We start from the raw sequence: 15,395 nt of genomic DNA, 5'->3' as shown, positions 1-15,395 counted from the left end.
CGGAGGAGAGGGGTTAGCGCGAATATGTCACGAAAATTTGAAGATTACGCCACTTTCACCAGCGCACGGCCGTGGAACTGGTTGTCCATGATCTTGCTGGCATATTCAGGGGCCTGGCTAAGCGTGATTTCGGTTGCGCTCTGCGCGTAAAACGATTCCGGCAGATCGCGCACCAGACGTTCCCAGGCCATCGTGCGGCGCGCTGCCGGGGTCATCACGGAATCGACACCCTGCAGGCGGACGTTGCGCAGGATAAAAGGCATCACGGTAGTCGGCAGGGCAAATCCGCCTGCCAGACCGCATGCCGCCACACAGCCGCCGTAGTTCATCTGCGCCAGCACTTTCGCCAGCACTTTGTCGCCAACGGTATCGACCGCGCCGGCCCAGAGCTGTTTTTCCAGTGGACGGGTTTCGGCAAACTCTTCGCGCCCCAGAATCCGGTTTGCGCCCAGCTGGCGCAGATAGTCATGGGTGCTTTCGCGGCCAGAGACGGCGACGACCTGATACCCCAGCTTATGCAGCAGCGTTACCGCGGTGCTGCCCACGCCACCGCTGGCACCGGTAACTACGATCTCGCCTGATTCAGGACGGATGCCGGCATCTTCCAGCGCCATTACGCACAGCATGGCGGTAAAGCCCGCCGTACCGACGATCATCGCTTTGCGGCCATCCATACCTTTTGGCATCGGTACCAGCCAGTCGCCCTTAACGCGGGCCTGCGTTGCCAGTCCGCCCCAGTGGTTTTCGCCTACACCCCAGCCGGTGAGCAACACCTGCTGTCCGACATGGAAACGAGGATCTTCACTGCTATGCACGTGGCCAGCAAAATCGATCCCTGGAATCATTGGGAAATTTCGGATGATTTTACCTTTGCCCGTAATGGCCAGCGCATCCTTATAGTTCAGACTTGACCAGTCGATATCGACGGTCACGTCGCCTTCGGGCAGACGGCTCTCTTCAACGGCTTGCACCGAGGCAAGGGTTTTACCGTCCTGCTGTTCTAAGATCAAAGCCTGCATACGGGATCCTCATTACTCTGATTGGAAAATAATTTCTGAAGACTATACTCGCAGAATGAAACGTTATGCCGATTTAACGCAATAAATTGCCAGATACACCAGCTTTGGTAGTATGTCGCATCTTAAATGCAAGTTAGCGCTTACTCGCTACCCCATCAACCCACGGAGTAATCTCAAGGATGCGATTAACGACGAAATTCTCAGCGTTCATTACCCTGCTGACGGGACTGACGATTTTCGTCACGCTGATTGGCTGCTCCCTGAGCTTTTACAACGCCATCCAGGACAAACTGGTCAACCGGGTACAATCCGTTGCGTCGGTGATTGATACGCGTCTGATTACCACCTCGTTCCCGGAACTCTCCCGCGAGCTGGATGAGCTGATGGTGCCCGTTGATATTGTGCAAATAGACATTACGCAGGGAAAGCACAAGGTCTTCAGCCATGTACGCCAGAGCAGCTATCGGCCCGCAGGGGCGGTGAATCAGTACCGGGACGTGACGGTTCATTCGCTTAAAAATCCTGGGCTTGCGATACATATGGTCTACCTGGACCCTATGGCGAGCTACTTCCATTCGATGCTGACCACCGCGCCTCTTACCCTTGCCGTTGCATTCATTATTGTGCTGATTTTTCTGGCGGTTCGCTGGCTGCGTCGGCAGCTTTCCGGCCAGGAGCTGCTGGAGACCCGCTCCGTGCGGATCCTCAACGGCGAGCGCGGCCCGCAGGTGCGCGGCTCGGTTTATGAATGGCCTTCGCGCACCAGCAGCGCCCTGGATGTACTGCTCTCCGAAATCCAGTTTGCCAGCGACCAGCGTAGCCGCATGGACACGCTAATCCGCTCTTACGCCGCGCAGGATAATAAAACCGGCCTTAATAACCGTCTCTTCTTTGATAATCAGCTGGCCACGCTGCTGGAAGATCCTGAAAAGGTGGGCACGCACGGCGTCGTGATGATGCTCCGCCTGCCTGATTTCGATCTGCTGCGCGACACCTGGGGCCGGCGCGTGGCGGAAGAGAACCTCTTTACCCTCATAAACCTGATCTCCACCTTTATTATGCGCTATCCGGGGGCGCTGCTGGCACGCTATCACCGCAGCGATTTTACCGTGCTGCTCCCTCATCGCACCCTGAAGGAGTCGGAAAGCATTGCCAGCCAACTTCTCAAGGCCGTAGATGCGCTCCCGCAGAGCAAAATGCTCGACCGTGATGATATGGTGCATATTGGCATCTGCGCCTGGCGCGGCGGCCAATCGACAGAACAGGTGATGGAACATGCCGAAGCGGCCACCCGCAACGCCGTGTTGCAGGGCGCGAACGGCTGGGCGGTATATGACGATTCCCTGCCGGAAAAAGGGCGCGGGAACGTGCGCTGGCGTACCTTGATTGAGCAAATGCTGAGTCGCGGCGGGCCGCGCATCTATCAAAAACCGGCCGTCATGAAAAATGGCAATGTGCATCACCGCGAGTTGATGTGCCGTATTTTCGACGGTAACGAAGAGGTTATTTCTGCGGAATATCTGCCGATGGTGATGCAATTTGGTCTTTCCGAAGAGTATGACCGTCAGCAAATTACGCGCCTGATACCGTTTTTATCGTTTTGGCCTGACGAAACCCTGGCATTACAGGTGACCGTCGAGTCGTTAATTCGCCCGCGTTTTCAGCGCTGGCTGCGCGATACGTTAATGCAATGCGAAAAATCGCAACGTAAACACATTATTTTTGAACTTGCCGAGGCAGATGTAGGTCAACACATCAGTCGGTTACGTCCGGTGGTTCGTCTGATCAATGCGCTCGGCGCACGCGTAGCCGTGACGCAGGCCGGTTTAACCCTTGTCAGCACCAGCTGGATCAAGGAGCTGGACGTGGAGCTATTAAAGCTTCACCCAGGGCTGGTAAGGAATATCGAAAAGCGTACGGAAAACCAGCTGCTGGTGCAGAGTTTGGTGGAAGCGTGCAAGGGAACGCAAACACAAGTATTTGCCACCGGCGTGCGCGCCCGAGGCGAATGGCAGATGTTGACAGAGCGCGGTGTTACGGGTGGTCAGGGGGATTTTTTTGCCTCCTCTCAGCCGCTTGACACCAATGTGAAAAAATATTTGCAAAGATACTCTGTTTGACCTGCCGTTTACTTTGTTTTCACGTAGAATATCGCGCCTGTAGCTTTGAGTATGACGAGCAAAAAGCCAGTGAACGACCTTTAACGGGTTACAAATGAAAGTGAGGGACGCACTGTTTACTCAGCCCTGAGGGAATCAGGGGATTAATTTGTAACAAAGGAAACGTACTGCACTAATTTTCACCGTAGCAGATGATTTTTGCGCCTTGTCGCTGCTGCGTGTGGTTGGTAAAGTAAGCGGATTTTGTTTTCCGCCCCAGCTTTCAGGATTATCCCTTAGTATGTTGAAAAAATTTCGTGGCATGTTTTCCAATGACCTGTCCATTGACCTGGGTACCGCGAATACCCTTATCTATGTAAAAGGACAAGGCATCGTATTGAATGAGCCTTCCGTTGTGGCCATTCGTCAGGATCGTGCCGGCTCGCCGAAAAGCGTAGCCGCGGTGGGTCATGACGCGAAGCAGATGCTGGGTCGTACCCCTGGCAACATCGCCGCAATCCGCCCAATGAAAGACGGCGTTATCGCTGACTTCTTCGTGACTGAAAAAATGCTTCAGCACTTCATCAAGCAGGTTCACAGCAACAGCTTCATGCGCCCAAGCCCGCGCGTTCTGGTGTGTGTGCCGGTGGGAGCAACGCAGGTAGAACGTCGCGCCATTCGCGAATCTGCTCAGGGCGCAGGCGCCCGTGAAGTGTTCCTGATTGAAGAACCAATGGCTGCGGCTATCGGTGCGGGTCTGCCAGTCTCCGAAGCAACCGGTTCGATGGTTGTGGACATCGGTGGCGGTACCACTGAAGTGGCCGTCATCTCCCTGAACGGCGTGGTGTACTCCTCTTCCGTGCGTATCGGCGGCGACCGCTTTGACGAAGCCATCATTAATTATGTGCGCCGTAACTACGGCTCTCTGATCGGTGAAGCCACCGCAGAGCGTATCAAGCACGAAATCGGTTCTGCCTATCCGGGTGATGAAGTTCGCGAGATCGAAGTTCGCGGCCGTAACCTGGCGGAAGGCGTTCCACGTGGCTTTACCCTGAACTCCAACGAAATTCTGGAAGCACTGCAGGAGCCACTGACGGGCATCGTGAGCGCGGTAATGGTTGCGCTGGAACAGTGTCCACCAGAGCTGGCGTCCGATATCTCCGAGCGCGGTATGGTTCTGACCGGTGGTGGTGCGCTGCTGCGTAACCTCGACCGCCTGTTAATGGAAGAGACAGGTATTCCTGTCGTAGTTGCAGAAGATCCACTGACTTGCGTCGCCCGTGGTGGTGGCAAGGCGCTGGAAATGATCGACATGCACGGCGGCGATTTGTTCAGCGAAGAGTAGTCGAGTTTGAGAGGGTAGCAATTTGCTACCCTTTCTCTCTGACGCGAGAATACGCATAGCCTATGAAGCCAATTTTTAGCCGTGGCCCATCGCTACAGTTTCGCCTCATTCTGGCGGTTCTGGTTGCGCTTGGGGTCATTATTGCCGATAGCCGCCTCGGTACGTTCAGCCAGATCAGAACGTACATGGATACCGCCGTCAGTCCTTTCTACTTTGTTTCAAATGGTCCCCGTGAACTGCTCGACTCCGTTTCTCAAACGCTGTCTTCGCGCGACCAACTCGAACTCGAAAACCGGGCATTACGTCAGGAACTGCTGCTCAAAAACAGCGAGCTGCTGATGCTGGGGCAATACAAGCAGGAAAACGCGCGTCTGCGTGAACTGCTCGGCTCGCCGCTGCGTCAGGATGAGCAGAAAATGGTCACGCAGGTGATCTCCACCGTGAACGACCCCTACAGCGATCAGGTTGTGATCGACAAAGGGAGCGTGAACGGGGTGTATGAAGGTCAGCCTGTTATCAGTGATAAAGGCGTCGTGGGCCAGGTTGTTGCCGTGGCCAAACTGACCAGCCGCGTGCTGCTGATTTGCGATGCCACGCATGCGCTGCCGATCCAGGTCCTGCGCAACGACATCCGGGTGATTGCGGCCGGTAACGGCTGTACGGACGATCTGCAGCTTGAGCATCTGCCGGCCAATACGGACATTCGCGTGGGCGACGTGCTGGTCACGTCCGGCCTGGGCGGACGCTTCCCCGAAGGCTACCCGGTAGCGGTTGTCTCCTCCGTGAAGCTCGATACTCAGCGCGCGTACACGGTGATTCAGGCACGCCCAACGGCGGGTTTACAGCGTCTGCGCTATTTACTGCTGCTGTGGGGGGCCGATCGTAACGGTTCCAACCCGATGACGCCGGAAGAGGTTCATCGCGTGGCAAACGAACGCCTGATGCAGATGATGCCGCAGGTTCTGCCCGCGCCGGACTCCATGGGGCCGCCTGCGCCCGTGCCGGCGCCCGCTACGGGCATAACGGATGCGCCGCCACCGCCTAAAGTCTCGACTGGAGGGCAGTAGTGGCAAGCTATCGTAGCCAGGGGCGCTGGGTTATCTGGCTCTCGTTTCTCGTTGCCCTGCTCTTGCAGGTTATGCCCTGGCCGGACGACATCCTCGTTTTCCGGCCAAACTGGGTGTTACTCATTTTGCTCTACTGGATCCTTGCCCTGCCGCACCGCGTAAATGTCGGCACAGGTTTTGTGATGGGTGCCATACTGGATCTCATTAGCGGCTCTACGCTTGGCGTACGCGCGTTATCCATGAGCATTATTGCGTATCTCGTCGCACTCAAATTCCAGCTCTTTCGTAACCTTGCGCTCTGGCAACAGGCGCTGGTGGTGATGTTGTTGTCGCTCGCTGCGGATATCGTTGTTTTCTGGGCAGAGTTTTTAGTGATCAACGTCTCTTTCCGACCGGAAGTGTTCTGGAGTAGTGTAGTGAACGGTGTGCTCTGGCCATGGCTGTTCCTGCTGATGCGTAAAATTCGCCAGCAGTTTGCTGTGCAATAAAAGGTTTCTATGACGTCTTTGTATCTTGCTTCCGGCTCTCCGCGCCGTCAGGAACTCCTGACCCTGCTGGGCGTATCTTTTGAACGCATCGTTACCGGCATTGAAGAAAAACGTGCTGAGGGCGAAAGCGCTCAGCAGTATGTTTCCCGCCTGGCGCGTGAGAAAGCGCAGGCCGGCGTGGCGCAAACGCCGCGTGACCTTCCGGTGCTGGGGGCAGATACCATCGTTATCCTTAACGGTGAGGTGCTTGAGAAACCGCGTGATGCAGACCATGCGGCGCGAATGTTGCGCAAAATGTCCGGACAAACGCATCAGGTAATGACCGCCGTCGCGCTGGCGGACAGCCAAAACGTGCTGGATTGCCTGGTGGTAACGGACGTGACGTTCAGAGTGCTTACCGACGACGAGATTGCCGCTTACATTGCCAGCGGTGAACCGATGGATAAAGCAGGTGCATACGGTATTCAAGGGTTGGGTGGCTGTTTTGTCAGGAAGATAAATGGCAGCTATCACGCCGTAGTCGGCTTACCGCTGGTGGAAACGTATGAGTTGCTGAGCAATTTTAACTCACTGCGTGAGGGAAGGGATAATAATGACGGCTGAATTGTTGGTAAACGTAACGCCCTCGGAAACCCGTGTGGCCTATATTGATGGTGGCATCCTTCAGGAAATTCACATTGAGCGTGAAGCGCGGCGCGGAATCGTAGGCAATATCTACAAAGGTCGTGTCAGTCGTGTCCTGCCGGGTATGCAGGCGGCTTTTGTAGATATTGGGCTCGATAAGGCGGCCTTTTTACACGCCTCCGACATCATGCCGCACACCGAGTGCGTCGCAGGCGAAGAGCAAAAGCAGTTTGCCGTGCGCGACATTTCCGAGCTGGTGCGTCAGGGCCAGGATCTGATGGTGCAGGTGGTGAAAGACCCCCTCGGCACTAAAGGCGCCCGCCTGACCACCGACATCACGTTACCTTCCCGCTATCTGGTCTTTATGCCTGGCGCATCGCACGTTGGCGTCTCCCAGCGTATTGAGAGCGAAACCGAGCGCGAGCGCCTGAAAAAAGTGGTTAGCGCCTACTGCGATGAACAGGGTGGTTTCATCATCCGCACCGCGGCGGAAGGGATCAGTGAAGACGATCTGGCGTCCGACGCCGCCTATCTCAAGCGCGTCTGGACCAAGGTGATGGAGCGTAAAAAACGCAACCAGACCCGCTACCAGCTGTACGGCGAGCTGGCGCTCGCGCAGCGCGTCCTGCGCGATTTTGCCGACGCGCAGCTCGATCGCATTCGCGTGGACTCCCGCCTGACGTATGAAGCGCTGCTGGAGTTTACCGCCGAGTACATCCCGGAAATGCCCGGGCTGCTTGAACACTACTCTGGCCGTCAGCCGATCTTCGACCTTTTTGATGTCGAAAACGAAATCCAGCGTGCGCTGGAGCGCAAGGTTGAGCTGAAGTCCGGCGGCTATCTGATTATCGATCAGACCGAAGCGATGACCACCGTCGATATCAACACCGGCGCGTTTGTCGGCCATCGCAATCTGGATGACACCATTTTCAACACCAACATTGAAGCGACGCAGGCCATCGCGCGCCAGCTTCGTCTGCGCAATCTGGGCGGCATTATCATCATCGACTTTATCGATATGAATAATGAAGATCACCGCCGTCGTGTGCTGCACTCCCTGGAGCAGGCGCTGAGTAAAGATCGCGTAAAAACCAGCATCAACGGCTTTTCACAGCTGGGTCTGGTGGAGATGACCCGCAAGCGCACCCGCGAAAGCGTGGAGCACGTGCTGTGTAACGAATGCCCAACCTGCCACGGTCGTGGCACGGTAAAGTCGGTAGAGACGGTCTGCTACGAAATCATGCGTGAAATCGTGCGCGTCCATCACGCCTACGACTCAGACCGTTTTCTGGTCTATGCTTCCCCTGCGGTGGCTGAGGCGCTGAAAGGTGAAGAGTCGCACGCGCTGGCGGAAGTGGAAATTTTTGTCGGCAAACAGGTAAAAGTGCAAATCGAGCCGCTCTATAACCAGGAGCAGTTTGACGTCGTGATGATGTAAGACGCAGTTCGCTGCAAGACCAAGGCTGACAAGGAGAGATGCGTGAGGCGATTGCCGGGGATTTTACTGCTTACAGGGGCAACGCTGGTCGTGATTGTCGCGTTGCTCGTGAGCGGGCTGCGCCTCGTTCTCCCACATCTGGACAGCTGGCGTCCGCAGATCCTCGCAAAAATCGAATCTGCTACCGGCGTGCCGGTGGACGTCAGCCAGTTAAGCGCGAACTGGCAGAACTTCGGCCCGACGCTTGACGTCCGGGATATCAATGCCAGCCTGAAAGACGGCGGCTTTGTGAAAATTAAGCGCGTGACGCTGGCGCTGGACGTCTGGCAAAGTCTGCTGCATATGCGCTGGCAGTTTCGCGACCTGACTTTCTATCAGCTTCAGTTTCTGACCAATACGCCGCTGCGCGGCGGTGACAGCAATCAGGGGCTGGAGACCAACCGCATCAGCGATCTCTTCCTACGCCAGTTCGATCATTTCGATCTGCGCGACAGCGAAGTGAGCTTCATTACCCTTTCAGGCCAGCGCGCCGAGCTGGCCATCCCCCAGCTGACATGGCTTAACGGCAAAGACCGCCACCGCGCCGAAGGGCAGGTGAACCTCTCCAGCCTGAACGGGCAGCACGGCGTAATGCAGGTGCGGATGGATCTGCGGGACGATAATGGCCTGCTTAACAACGGCAAGGTCTGGCTGCAGGCCGACGATGTGGATGTCAAACCCTGGCTCGGCGACTGGATCCAGCAAAACATGCAGCTGGAAACCGCCCGATTTAGCCTGGAAGGCTGGATGACCCTGACCGATGGGGAATTTTCCAGCGGCGATGTCTGGCTAAAGCAGGGGGGCGCGAGCTGGAAAGGTGAAAATCAGCAGCATCAGCTTTCCGTGGATAATCTCACTGCGCATGTGACCCAGGTGAAAGAAGGCTGGCAGTTTGCCATTCCGGATACGCGCATCACGATGGACAGTAAGCCCTGGCCACGCGGTGCGCTGACCCTGGCGTGGATGCCGGAGCAGGACGTGGGTGGCGTGGGCAGCAAACGTAGCGATGAGCTACGCATTCGCGCCAGCAATTTGGATCTGACCGCGATAGAGGGGCTGCGCTCGATGGCGGCAAAGATTTCTCCCGATCTGGGTGAGATCTGGCTGGCAACGAAGCCGAAAGGGCAGATCGATACCCTGGCGCTGGATATTCCGCTGCAGGCGACGGAAAAAACGCGTTTCCAGGCCGCGTGGAAAAGCCTCGCCTGGAATCAGTGGAAGCTTCTGCCGGGTGCAGAGAACTTCAGCGGCAAGCTGGAGGGCAGCGTTGAAAACGGCAGGCTTACGGTCGATATGCATAACGCCAAAATGCCTTATGAGACCGTGTTCCGCGCGCCGCTGGAAATTGAACAGGGGAACGCAACGCTTAACTGGCTGAAAAATGATAAAGGTTTTCAGCTGGACGGCCGCCATCTTGATGTGAAAGCCAAAGCGGTACACGCGCGTGGGGATTTCCGCTATCTGCAGCCTGAAGGTGAAGAGCCGTGGCTGGGGATTCTGGCGGGGATCAGCACCAGCGACGGTTCACAGGCGTGGCGCTACTTCCCGGAAAACCTGATGGGGAAAGCGCTGGTGGACTACCTGAGCGGCGCAATTCAGGGCGGTCAGGCGGATAACGCCACGCTGGTCTACGGCGGTAACCCGCATCTTTTCCCGTACAAGCATAACGAAGGTCAGTTCCAGGTGCTGGTGCCGCTGCACAACGCCACCTTTGCCTTCCAGCCGGACTGGCCCGCGCTGAAAAATCTCGATATCGAACTCAACTTTATCAATGACGGACTGTGGATGAAGGCCGACAGCGTTGCGCTGGGCGGCGTGACGGCCAGCAATCTGACGGCAAACATCCCGGACTACTCCAAAGAGAAGCTGCTTATCGATGCGGATATCAACGGCCCGGGCAAGGCGGTTGGGCCGTACTTTGAGGATACGCCGCTCGATGATTCGCTGGGAGCGACCCTCCAGCAGCTGCAGCTAGATGGCGATGTGAATGCTCGCTTACATCTGGATATTCCGCTGGACGGCGAGATGACCACCGCGAAAGGCGATGTTCGTCTCAACAACAATAGCCTGTACATCAAACCGCTCGACAGCACGCTGAAAAACCTCACCGGACAGTTCAGCTTCGTGAACGGCAACCTGAAGAGCGAGCCGCTCAAGGCCAGCTGGTTCAATCAGCCCGTCAATATTGACTTCTCCACCACCGAAGGGGAAAAGGCCTATCAGGTGGCGGTCAACCTGGACGCCAGCTGGCAGCCTGCCAGAATGGACGTTTTGCCGAAGCCAATCGCGCAATCGGTCGACGGTGCCGTTTCCTGGAACGGCAAGGTGGCTATCGATCTGCCTTATCACGCCGGAGCACGCTATAAAGTCGATATTACTGGCGACCTGAAAAACCTCAGCAGCCAGCTCCCCGCGCCGCTGGACAAAAAGGCCGGACAGCCGCTGCCGGTGAAGCTCAACGTTGACGGCAACCTCAATAGCTTCGAACTGACCGGCAGCGCAGGTGGAATGAACCATTTCAACAGCCACTGGCTGCTTAACCGCAAGCTGACTCTCGACAGAGCCATCTGGACGAGCGACAGTCGCACCACGCCGCCGCTGCCTGAGCAGGCAGGCATTGAACTTAACCTTCCGGCGATGGACGGTGCTGAATGGCTGGCGCTGTTCCAGAAGGGCGTGGGGCAAAACGTCGATCAAGCCGCCCAGTTCCCGCAGACCATCACCCTTCGCACGCCTGCGCTGACCCTGGGCGGACAGCAGTGGAACAATCTCAGCATTGTCTCTCAGCCTACGAGCAACGGCTCGAAGGTTGAGGCGCAGGGCCGGGAAATCAACGCCACGTTAAATATGCGCGATAACGCCCCGTGGCTGGCCGCGATCCGCTATCTCTACTACAACCCGACAGCCGCGAGCGGTAAAGACCCGGCGGCTGGCTCGTCGCCGTTCAGCAACGCTTCCCGCGTGGATTTCAGCGGCTGGCCCGATCTGCAGTTGCGCTGCGCCGAATGCTGGCTGTGGGGGCAAAAATACGGCCGTATTGACGGGGATCTTGCCATCAAAGGCAATACGCTGAGCCTGACCGGCGGGCTGGTCGATACCGGTTTTGGGCGCCTGACGGCTGCGGGCGAGTGGGTCAATAACCCAGGCGAGCAGCGCACCTCGCTGAAGGGCGACATTAAGGGCAACAGGCTGGACGCAGCGGCTAACTTCTTTGGCATCAGCACACCGCTTCGCGGCTCGTCATTCGACGTGAATTACGATCTTCACTGGCGCGCGGCGCCGTGGAAGCCAGATGAAGCGTCGCTCAACGGCATACTGAAAACCAACTTTGGTAAGGGTGAAATTGCCGACGTGAGTACGGGGCGCGCCGGACAGATCCTGCGCCTGCTGAGCTTTGATGCGCTGCTACGCAAGCTGCGCTTCGACTTCAGCGATACCTTCAGCGAAGGTTTTTACTACGATTCCATCCGCAGTACGGCGTGGATCAAGGACGGCGTGCTGCATACTGACAACACGCTGGTCGATGGCCTGGAAGCGGATATCGCGATGAAAGGTTCGGTGGATCTGGTGCGCCGCGAGCTGGATATGGAAGCGGTGGTGGCTCCGGAAATTTCCGCCAGCGTAGGCGTTGCGGCAGCCTTTGTGGTGAACCCGATCGTCGGTGCGGCCGTGTTTGCCGCCAGTAAAGTGCTGGGGCCGCTCTGGAGTAAAGTCTCAATCCTTCGCTACCGGATTACCGGGCCGATCGATAAACCGCAGATTAATGAAGTGCTGCGCCAGCCGCGCAAAGATGCACAGCAATGATTTGACGTGGGCAGGTAATTGCCTCACTCTCAATAAATACGATTTTTATACCGCCACGGGCGGCAACGAACGAGTAGCAATACGATGAGTCTGAACCTGGTAAGTGAACATTTGCTCGCAGCGAACGGCCTGAGCCATCAGGACCTGTTCTCCATTCTTGGTCAATTGACCGAACGCCGTCTCGACTACGGCGATCTCTATTTCCAGTCGAGCTATCACGAATCCTGGGTTTTAGAAGACAGCATCATCAAAGATGGCTCTTATAACATCGATCAGGGCGTTGGCGTGCGCGCCATCAGCGGCGAGAAAACCGGTTTTGCCTATGCTGACCAAATTAGCCTTGCCGCGCTGGAGCAGAGCGCGCAGGCCGCGCGTACCATCGTGCGTGACGCGGGCGATGGCCGCGTGAAAACCTTGGGCGAAGTGCAGCATTCTGCACTCTATACCAGCATCGATCCGCTGCAGAGCATGAGCCGCGAAGAGAAGCTGGACATCCTGCGTCGCGTGGATAAAGTGGCGCGCGCGGCGGATAAACGGGTGCAGGAAGTGTCTGCCAGCCTGAGCGGCGTGTATGAGCTGATTCTGGTTGCGGCGACCGACGGGACGCTGGCCGCCGACGTGCGCCCGCTGGTGCGTTTGTCTATCAGCGTGCAGGTCGATGACGACGGCAAACGCGAGCGCGGCTCAAGCGGCGGCGGCGGTCGTTTTGGCTATGATTGGTTCCTGGGCGATGTTGACGGCGAAGCACGCGCTGACGCATGGGCAAAAGAAGCCGTGCGCATGGCGCTGGTAAATCTTCATGCTGTCGCGGCGCCGGCGGGTTCATTCCCGGTCGTTCTGGGCGCGGGCTGGCCGGGCGTGCTGCTGCACGAAGCGGTCGGTCACGGTCTGGAAGGGGACTTTAACCGTCGCGGGACCTCCGTGTTCAGCGGTCAGATGGGGCAGCTCGTCTCTTCTGAGCTTTGCACCGTCGTGGACGATGGCACCATGCTGGATCGTCGCGGCTCGATTTCTATCGATGACGAAGGTACGCCAGGCCAGTACAACGTGCTGATCGAAAACGGCGTGCTGAAAGGCTACATGCAGGACAAACTCAATGCGCGCCTGATGGGCGTTGCGCCAACGGGCAACGGTCGCCGTGAATCTTACGCGCACCTGCCGATGCCGCGCATGACCAATACCTATATGCTGCCGGGCCAGTCCACGCCGCAGGAGATTATCGAATCCGTTGACTACGGTATCTTCGCGCCAAACTTTGGCGGCGGTCAGGTTGATATCACCTCCGGCAAGTTTGTGTTCTCAACCTCAGAAGCCTATCTGATCGAGAAAGGCAAAGTCACCAAAGCGGTGAAAGGCGCGACGCTGATTGGCTCCGGTATTGAGGCTATGCAGCAGATCTCAATGGTCGGTAACGATCTGAAGCTGGATAACGGCGTGGGCGTCTGCGGTAAAGAGGGGCAGAGCCTGCCGGTTGGCGTGGGCCAGCCTACGCTGAAAGTGGATAACCTGACGGTCGGCGGTACCGCCTGATCTGAAAAAGCATGAAGAATGGCGCTACTCTCGGGTAGCGCCATTTTTTTTAGCGTAAATTGCCCAGCGGAATTTCAGGGTCCGGCTCGTGGGTAATGCGATTGCGTAAATCACGACGAATAATTTCGATCGACCAGAACCAGATCAGATGCCCTACGATCTCTGAAACGTGCTCATACCACGGCAGCTCAAAGAGCGGCGGCGTCAGCCCCATGAGCGGGAAGGAGATCATATGGACAAAGAGCTGAGCTAATGCACCGGCCAGCAAGCCCTGCCACAGTTTAATTTTCGGGAAGACTTCAGCGACAACGCAATACCCTACGGCAAAGACGATAGAGAAAATAATATGCGTCACGCCGACGCTGTTAAATATATGCCCGGCGAATGTATAAACGGCGGCATTAGGATCGGCAATGCCCAGCCAGTCGCGCAGAAATATATAGGGAGGATTAAGGAAGTTGCGTGAGCAATCGATCTGGCCTGCCGCTCTCAATAATTGTTCCGGCCCACACGCGGCGGTGAATAAATCCGTCGGGCTACGTGGAGGCAGCGGCACTTCGGCTCCCCATTTGACAAAGGCGGAGACAACCCCTGCGATCAACCCAATGAATGCAGCGAGACCGTAGCGTCTGCGCGAACGCGGTGTTTGTTCAAATAGATTCATTTCTTTTCCTTGTTTAACGTCATCCTGCTAAATACATTTTATTTTTCATGTTGGTAATAATAAAATAACAGCCTGAATATCAGGCTGCTTATACGGTAAATGGCGGATGATAACGGTGTCAATTCGCTATTGTTGATAGTCAGCCGGTTTAAATACTTAATTTAAGGAAGCTGTGCCCGGAAATATTCATGCCAAATATTATTCCCGGGACAATCTTATTATTCTTTTCGTCGACCTCGCATCCCCTGAAATAGCTCTGCGACGTCTACGAAATACTCGGTCAGATAGTTAATACAGACCTGCACCTTAAGCGGCAGTTTGTCCTTTTCGGTATACAGGGCGTAAACCGGGCGCGGATCGGACTGGTAGCGCGGGAACAGGATCTCCAGCTCGCCGCTGTTGATTTCGTTGATCACCCACATTAACGGCACGTAGGCGATCCCGGCGCCGGCAACCAGCCAGCGGGAGATGGTCATGGGATCGTTTGTCACAAACCTGCCTACCGGCAGCAGTTTGGTGGAAAGCCCTTCCGGAGCGATCAGTTCAAACTCATTATCCGGACGCACGCTGTACTCCAGCCAGGAGTGATTACTGAGATCGGCGGGTTTCTCAGGGATGCCATACTGCGCGAGGTAGCTTTTGGAGGCGCAGACCACCATCGGCATACTGCCCAGCCTACGCGAGAACAGGCTGGAATCCTGCAACGCGCCGACGCGGATCACCACGTCCAGCCCGTCGGCAATCAGGTCCGGAGCCGGGATACCCGTCACCAGATTCACCGTTAACCCCGGATACTCTTTCAGCATATCCGCCGTCATGGCAGCGAGAACATTTTGTGCCATAGTTGAAGAACACCCGATTCGCAGCGTGCCGATGGGGGTGTTGTTAAAGGCGTAGAGCTGTTCGTGAACGTCCTGCACTTCAAGCAGCATTCGCCGACAGCCCTGATAGTAAATTTTACCCGCCTCCGTGAGGCCTATGCTGCGGGTACTGCGGTTGAGCAACTTCACCTGTAGCTCATCTTCCAGCTTCGAGACGGTCTGGCTGATGGAAGAAACGCTCATCTGGAGCTGGCGAGCGGCGGCGGTAAATGAGCCGAGTTCAACCACTTTGGCGAAAACGGACATGCGCTTTAAACGTTCCATTGTTAACTCTGGCTTAAAAGTGATTTAGATCACATATTATAGATAACAGCATAACAGTTACGTTAATATATTATTAATTACATAACGGCTGCGCCACTCTCGCCCGGCATTTCTTGCTCTCCTGCGGCGGCGC

General features: G+C 56.4%; 11 protein-coding genes. 8 read left to right on the top strand and 3 right to left on the bottom strand.

Features of this window, described 5'->3' with window-relative positions; translation table 11 throughout:
- Nucleotides 1-44: 44 nt before the first annotated feature.
- Nucleotides 45-1,019 (bottom strand): acrylyl-CoA reductase (NADPH), encoded by a 975-nt coding sequence (gene acuI, locus VPX56_RS20530; protein ID WP_326468638.1) that lies wholly within the window; start codon nt 1,017-1,019, stop codon nt 45-47.
- A gap of 179 nt (nt 1,020-1,198) precedes the next feature.
- Here acuI and csrD point away from each other — a divergent pair, with 179 nt between their 5' ends.
- From csrD to tldD, 8 genes are all read left to right on the top strand, one after another.
- Complete coding sequence (gene csrD / locus VPX56_RS20525; protein ID WP_263610391.1) at nt 1,199-3,139, top strand: RNase E specificity factor CsrD; 1,941 nt, start codon at nt 1,199-1,201, stop codon at nt 3,137-3,139.
- Nucleotides 3,140-3,419: 280 nt separating this feature from the next.
- Complete coding sequence (mreB, locus tag VPX56_RS20520) at nt 3,420-4,463, top strand: rod shape-determining protein MreB (RefSeq protein ID WP_000913396.1); 1,044 nt, start codon at nt 3,420-3,422, stop codon at nt 4,461-4,463.
- A gap of 62 nt (nt 4,464-4,525) precedes the next feature.
- The gene (gene mreC / locus VPX56_RS20515) at nt 4,526-5,530 is read left to right on the top strand and encodes a rod shape-determining protein MreC (protein ID WP_131635260.1); all 1,005 of its coding nucleotides are present in this window, start codon (nt 4,526-4,528) and stop codon (nt 5,528-5,530) included.
- Complete coding sequence (mreD, locus tag VPX56_RS20510; RefSeq protein ID WP_131635261.1) at nt 5,530-6,018, top strand: rod shape-determining protein MreD; 489 nt, start codon at nt 5,530-5,532, stop codon at nt 6,016-6,018. Before mreC ends, mreD begins: the two co-directional genes overlap by 1 nt.
- A 9-nt stretch (nt 6,019-6,027) precedes the next feature.
- Nucleotides 6,028-6,621 carry a Maf family protein gene (locus tag VPX56_RS20505; RefSeq protein WP_326468634.1) on the top strand — a complete coding sequence of 198 codons (594 nt, stop codon included), beginning with the start codon at nt 6,028-6,030 and terminating at the stop codon, nt 6,619-6,621.
- On the top strand, nt 6,611-8,080 hold the full coding sequence (gene rng / locus VPX56_RS20500; RefSeq protein ID WP_131635263.1) for a ribonuclease G: 1,470 nt from the start codon (nt 6,611-6,613) through the stop codon (nt 8,078-8,080). The genes VPX56_RS20505 and rng overlap by 11 nt, the downstream gene beginning before the upstream one ends.
- Nucleotides 8,081-8,122: 42 nt before the next feature.
- The gene (yhdP, locus tag VPX56_RS20495) at nt 8,123-11,923 is read left to right on the top strand and encodes an AsmA2 domain-containing protein YhdP (RefSeq protein ID WP_326468632.1); all 3,801 of its coding nucleotides are present in this window, start codon (nt 8,123-8,125) and stop codon (nt 11,921-11,923) included.
- Nucleotides 11,924-12,007: 84 nt separating this feature from the next.
- The gene (tldD, locus tag VPX56_RS20490; protein WP_263610393.1) at nt 12,008-13,453 is read left to right on the top strand and encodes a metalloprotease TldD; all 1,446 of its coding nucleotides are present in this window, start codon (nt 12,008-12,010) and stop codon (nt 13,451-13,453) included.
- 49 nt (nt 13,454-13,502) lie between these two features.
- Here the strand turns inward: tldD and VPX56_RS20485 are convergent, their stop codons facing one another.
- Nucleotides 13,503-14,117, bottom strand: a complete 615-nt coding sequence (locus VPX56_RS20485) for a YagU family protein (protein WP_131635266.1) — start codon at nt 14,115-14,117, stop codon at nt 13,503-13,505.
- Nucleotides 14,118-14,335: 218 nt separating this feature from the next.
- The gene (gene aaeR, locus VPX56_RS20480; protein ID WP_131635267.1) at nt 14,336-15,262 is read right to left on the bottom strand and encodes an HTH-type transcriptional activator AaeR; all 927 of its coding nucleotides are present in this window, start codon (nt 15,260-15,262) and stop codon (nt 14,336-14,338) included.
- Between the last annotated feature and the right edge of the window lie 133 nt (nt 15,263-15,395).

This window comes from Enterobacter wuhouensis, assembly GCF_035835995.1.
GTDB classification, from domain to species: Bacteria; Pseudomonadota; Gammaproteobacteria; order Enterobacterales; family Enterobacteriaceae; genus Enterobacter; species Enterobacter wuhouensis.
This window is presented reverse-complemented; position numbering and strand designations above follow the sequence as displayed.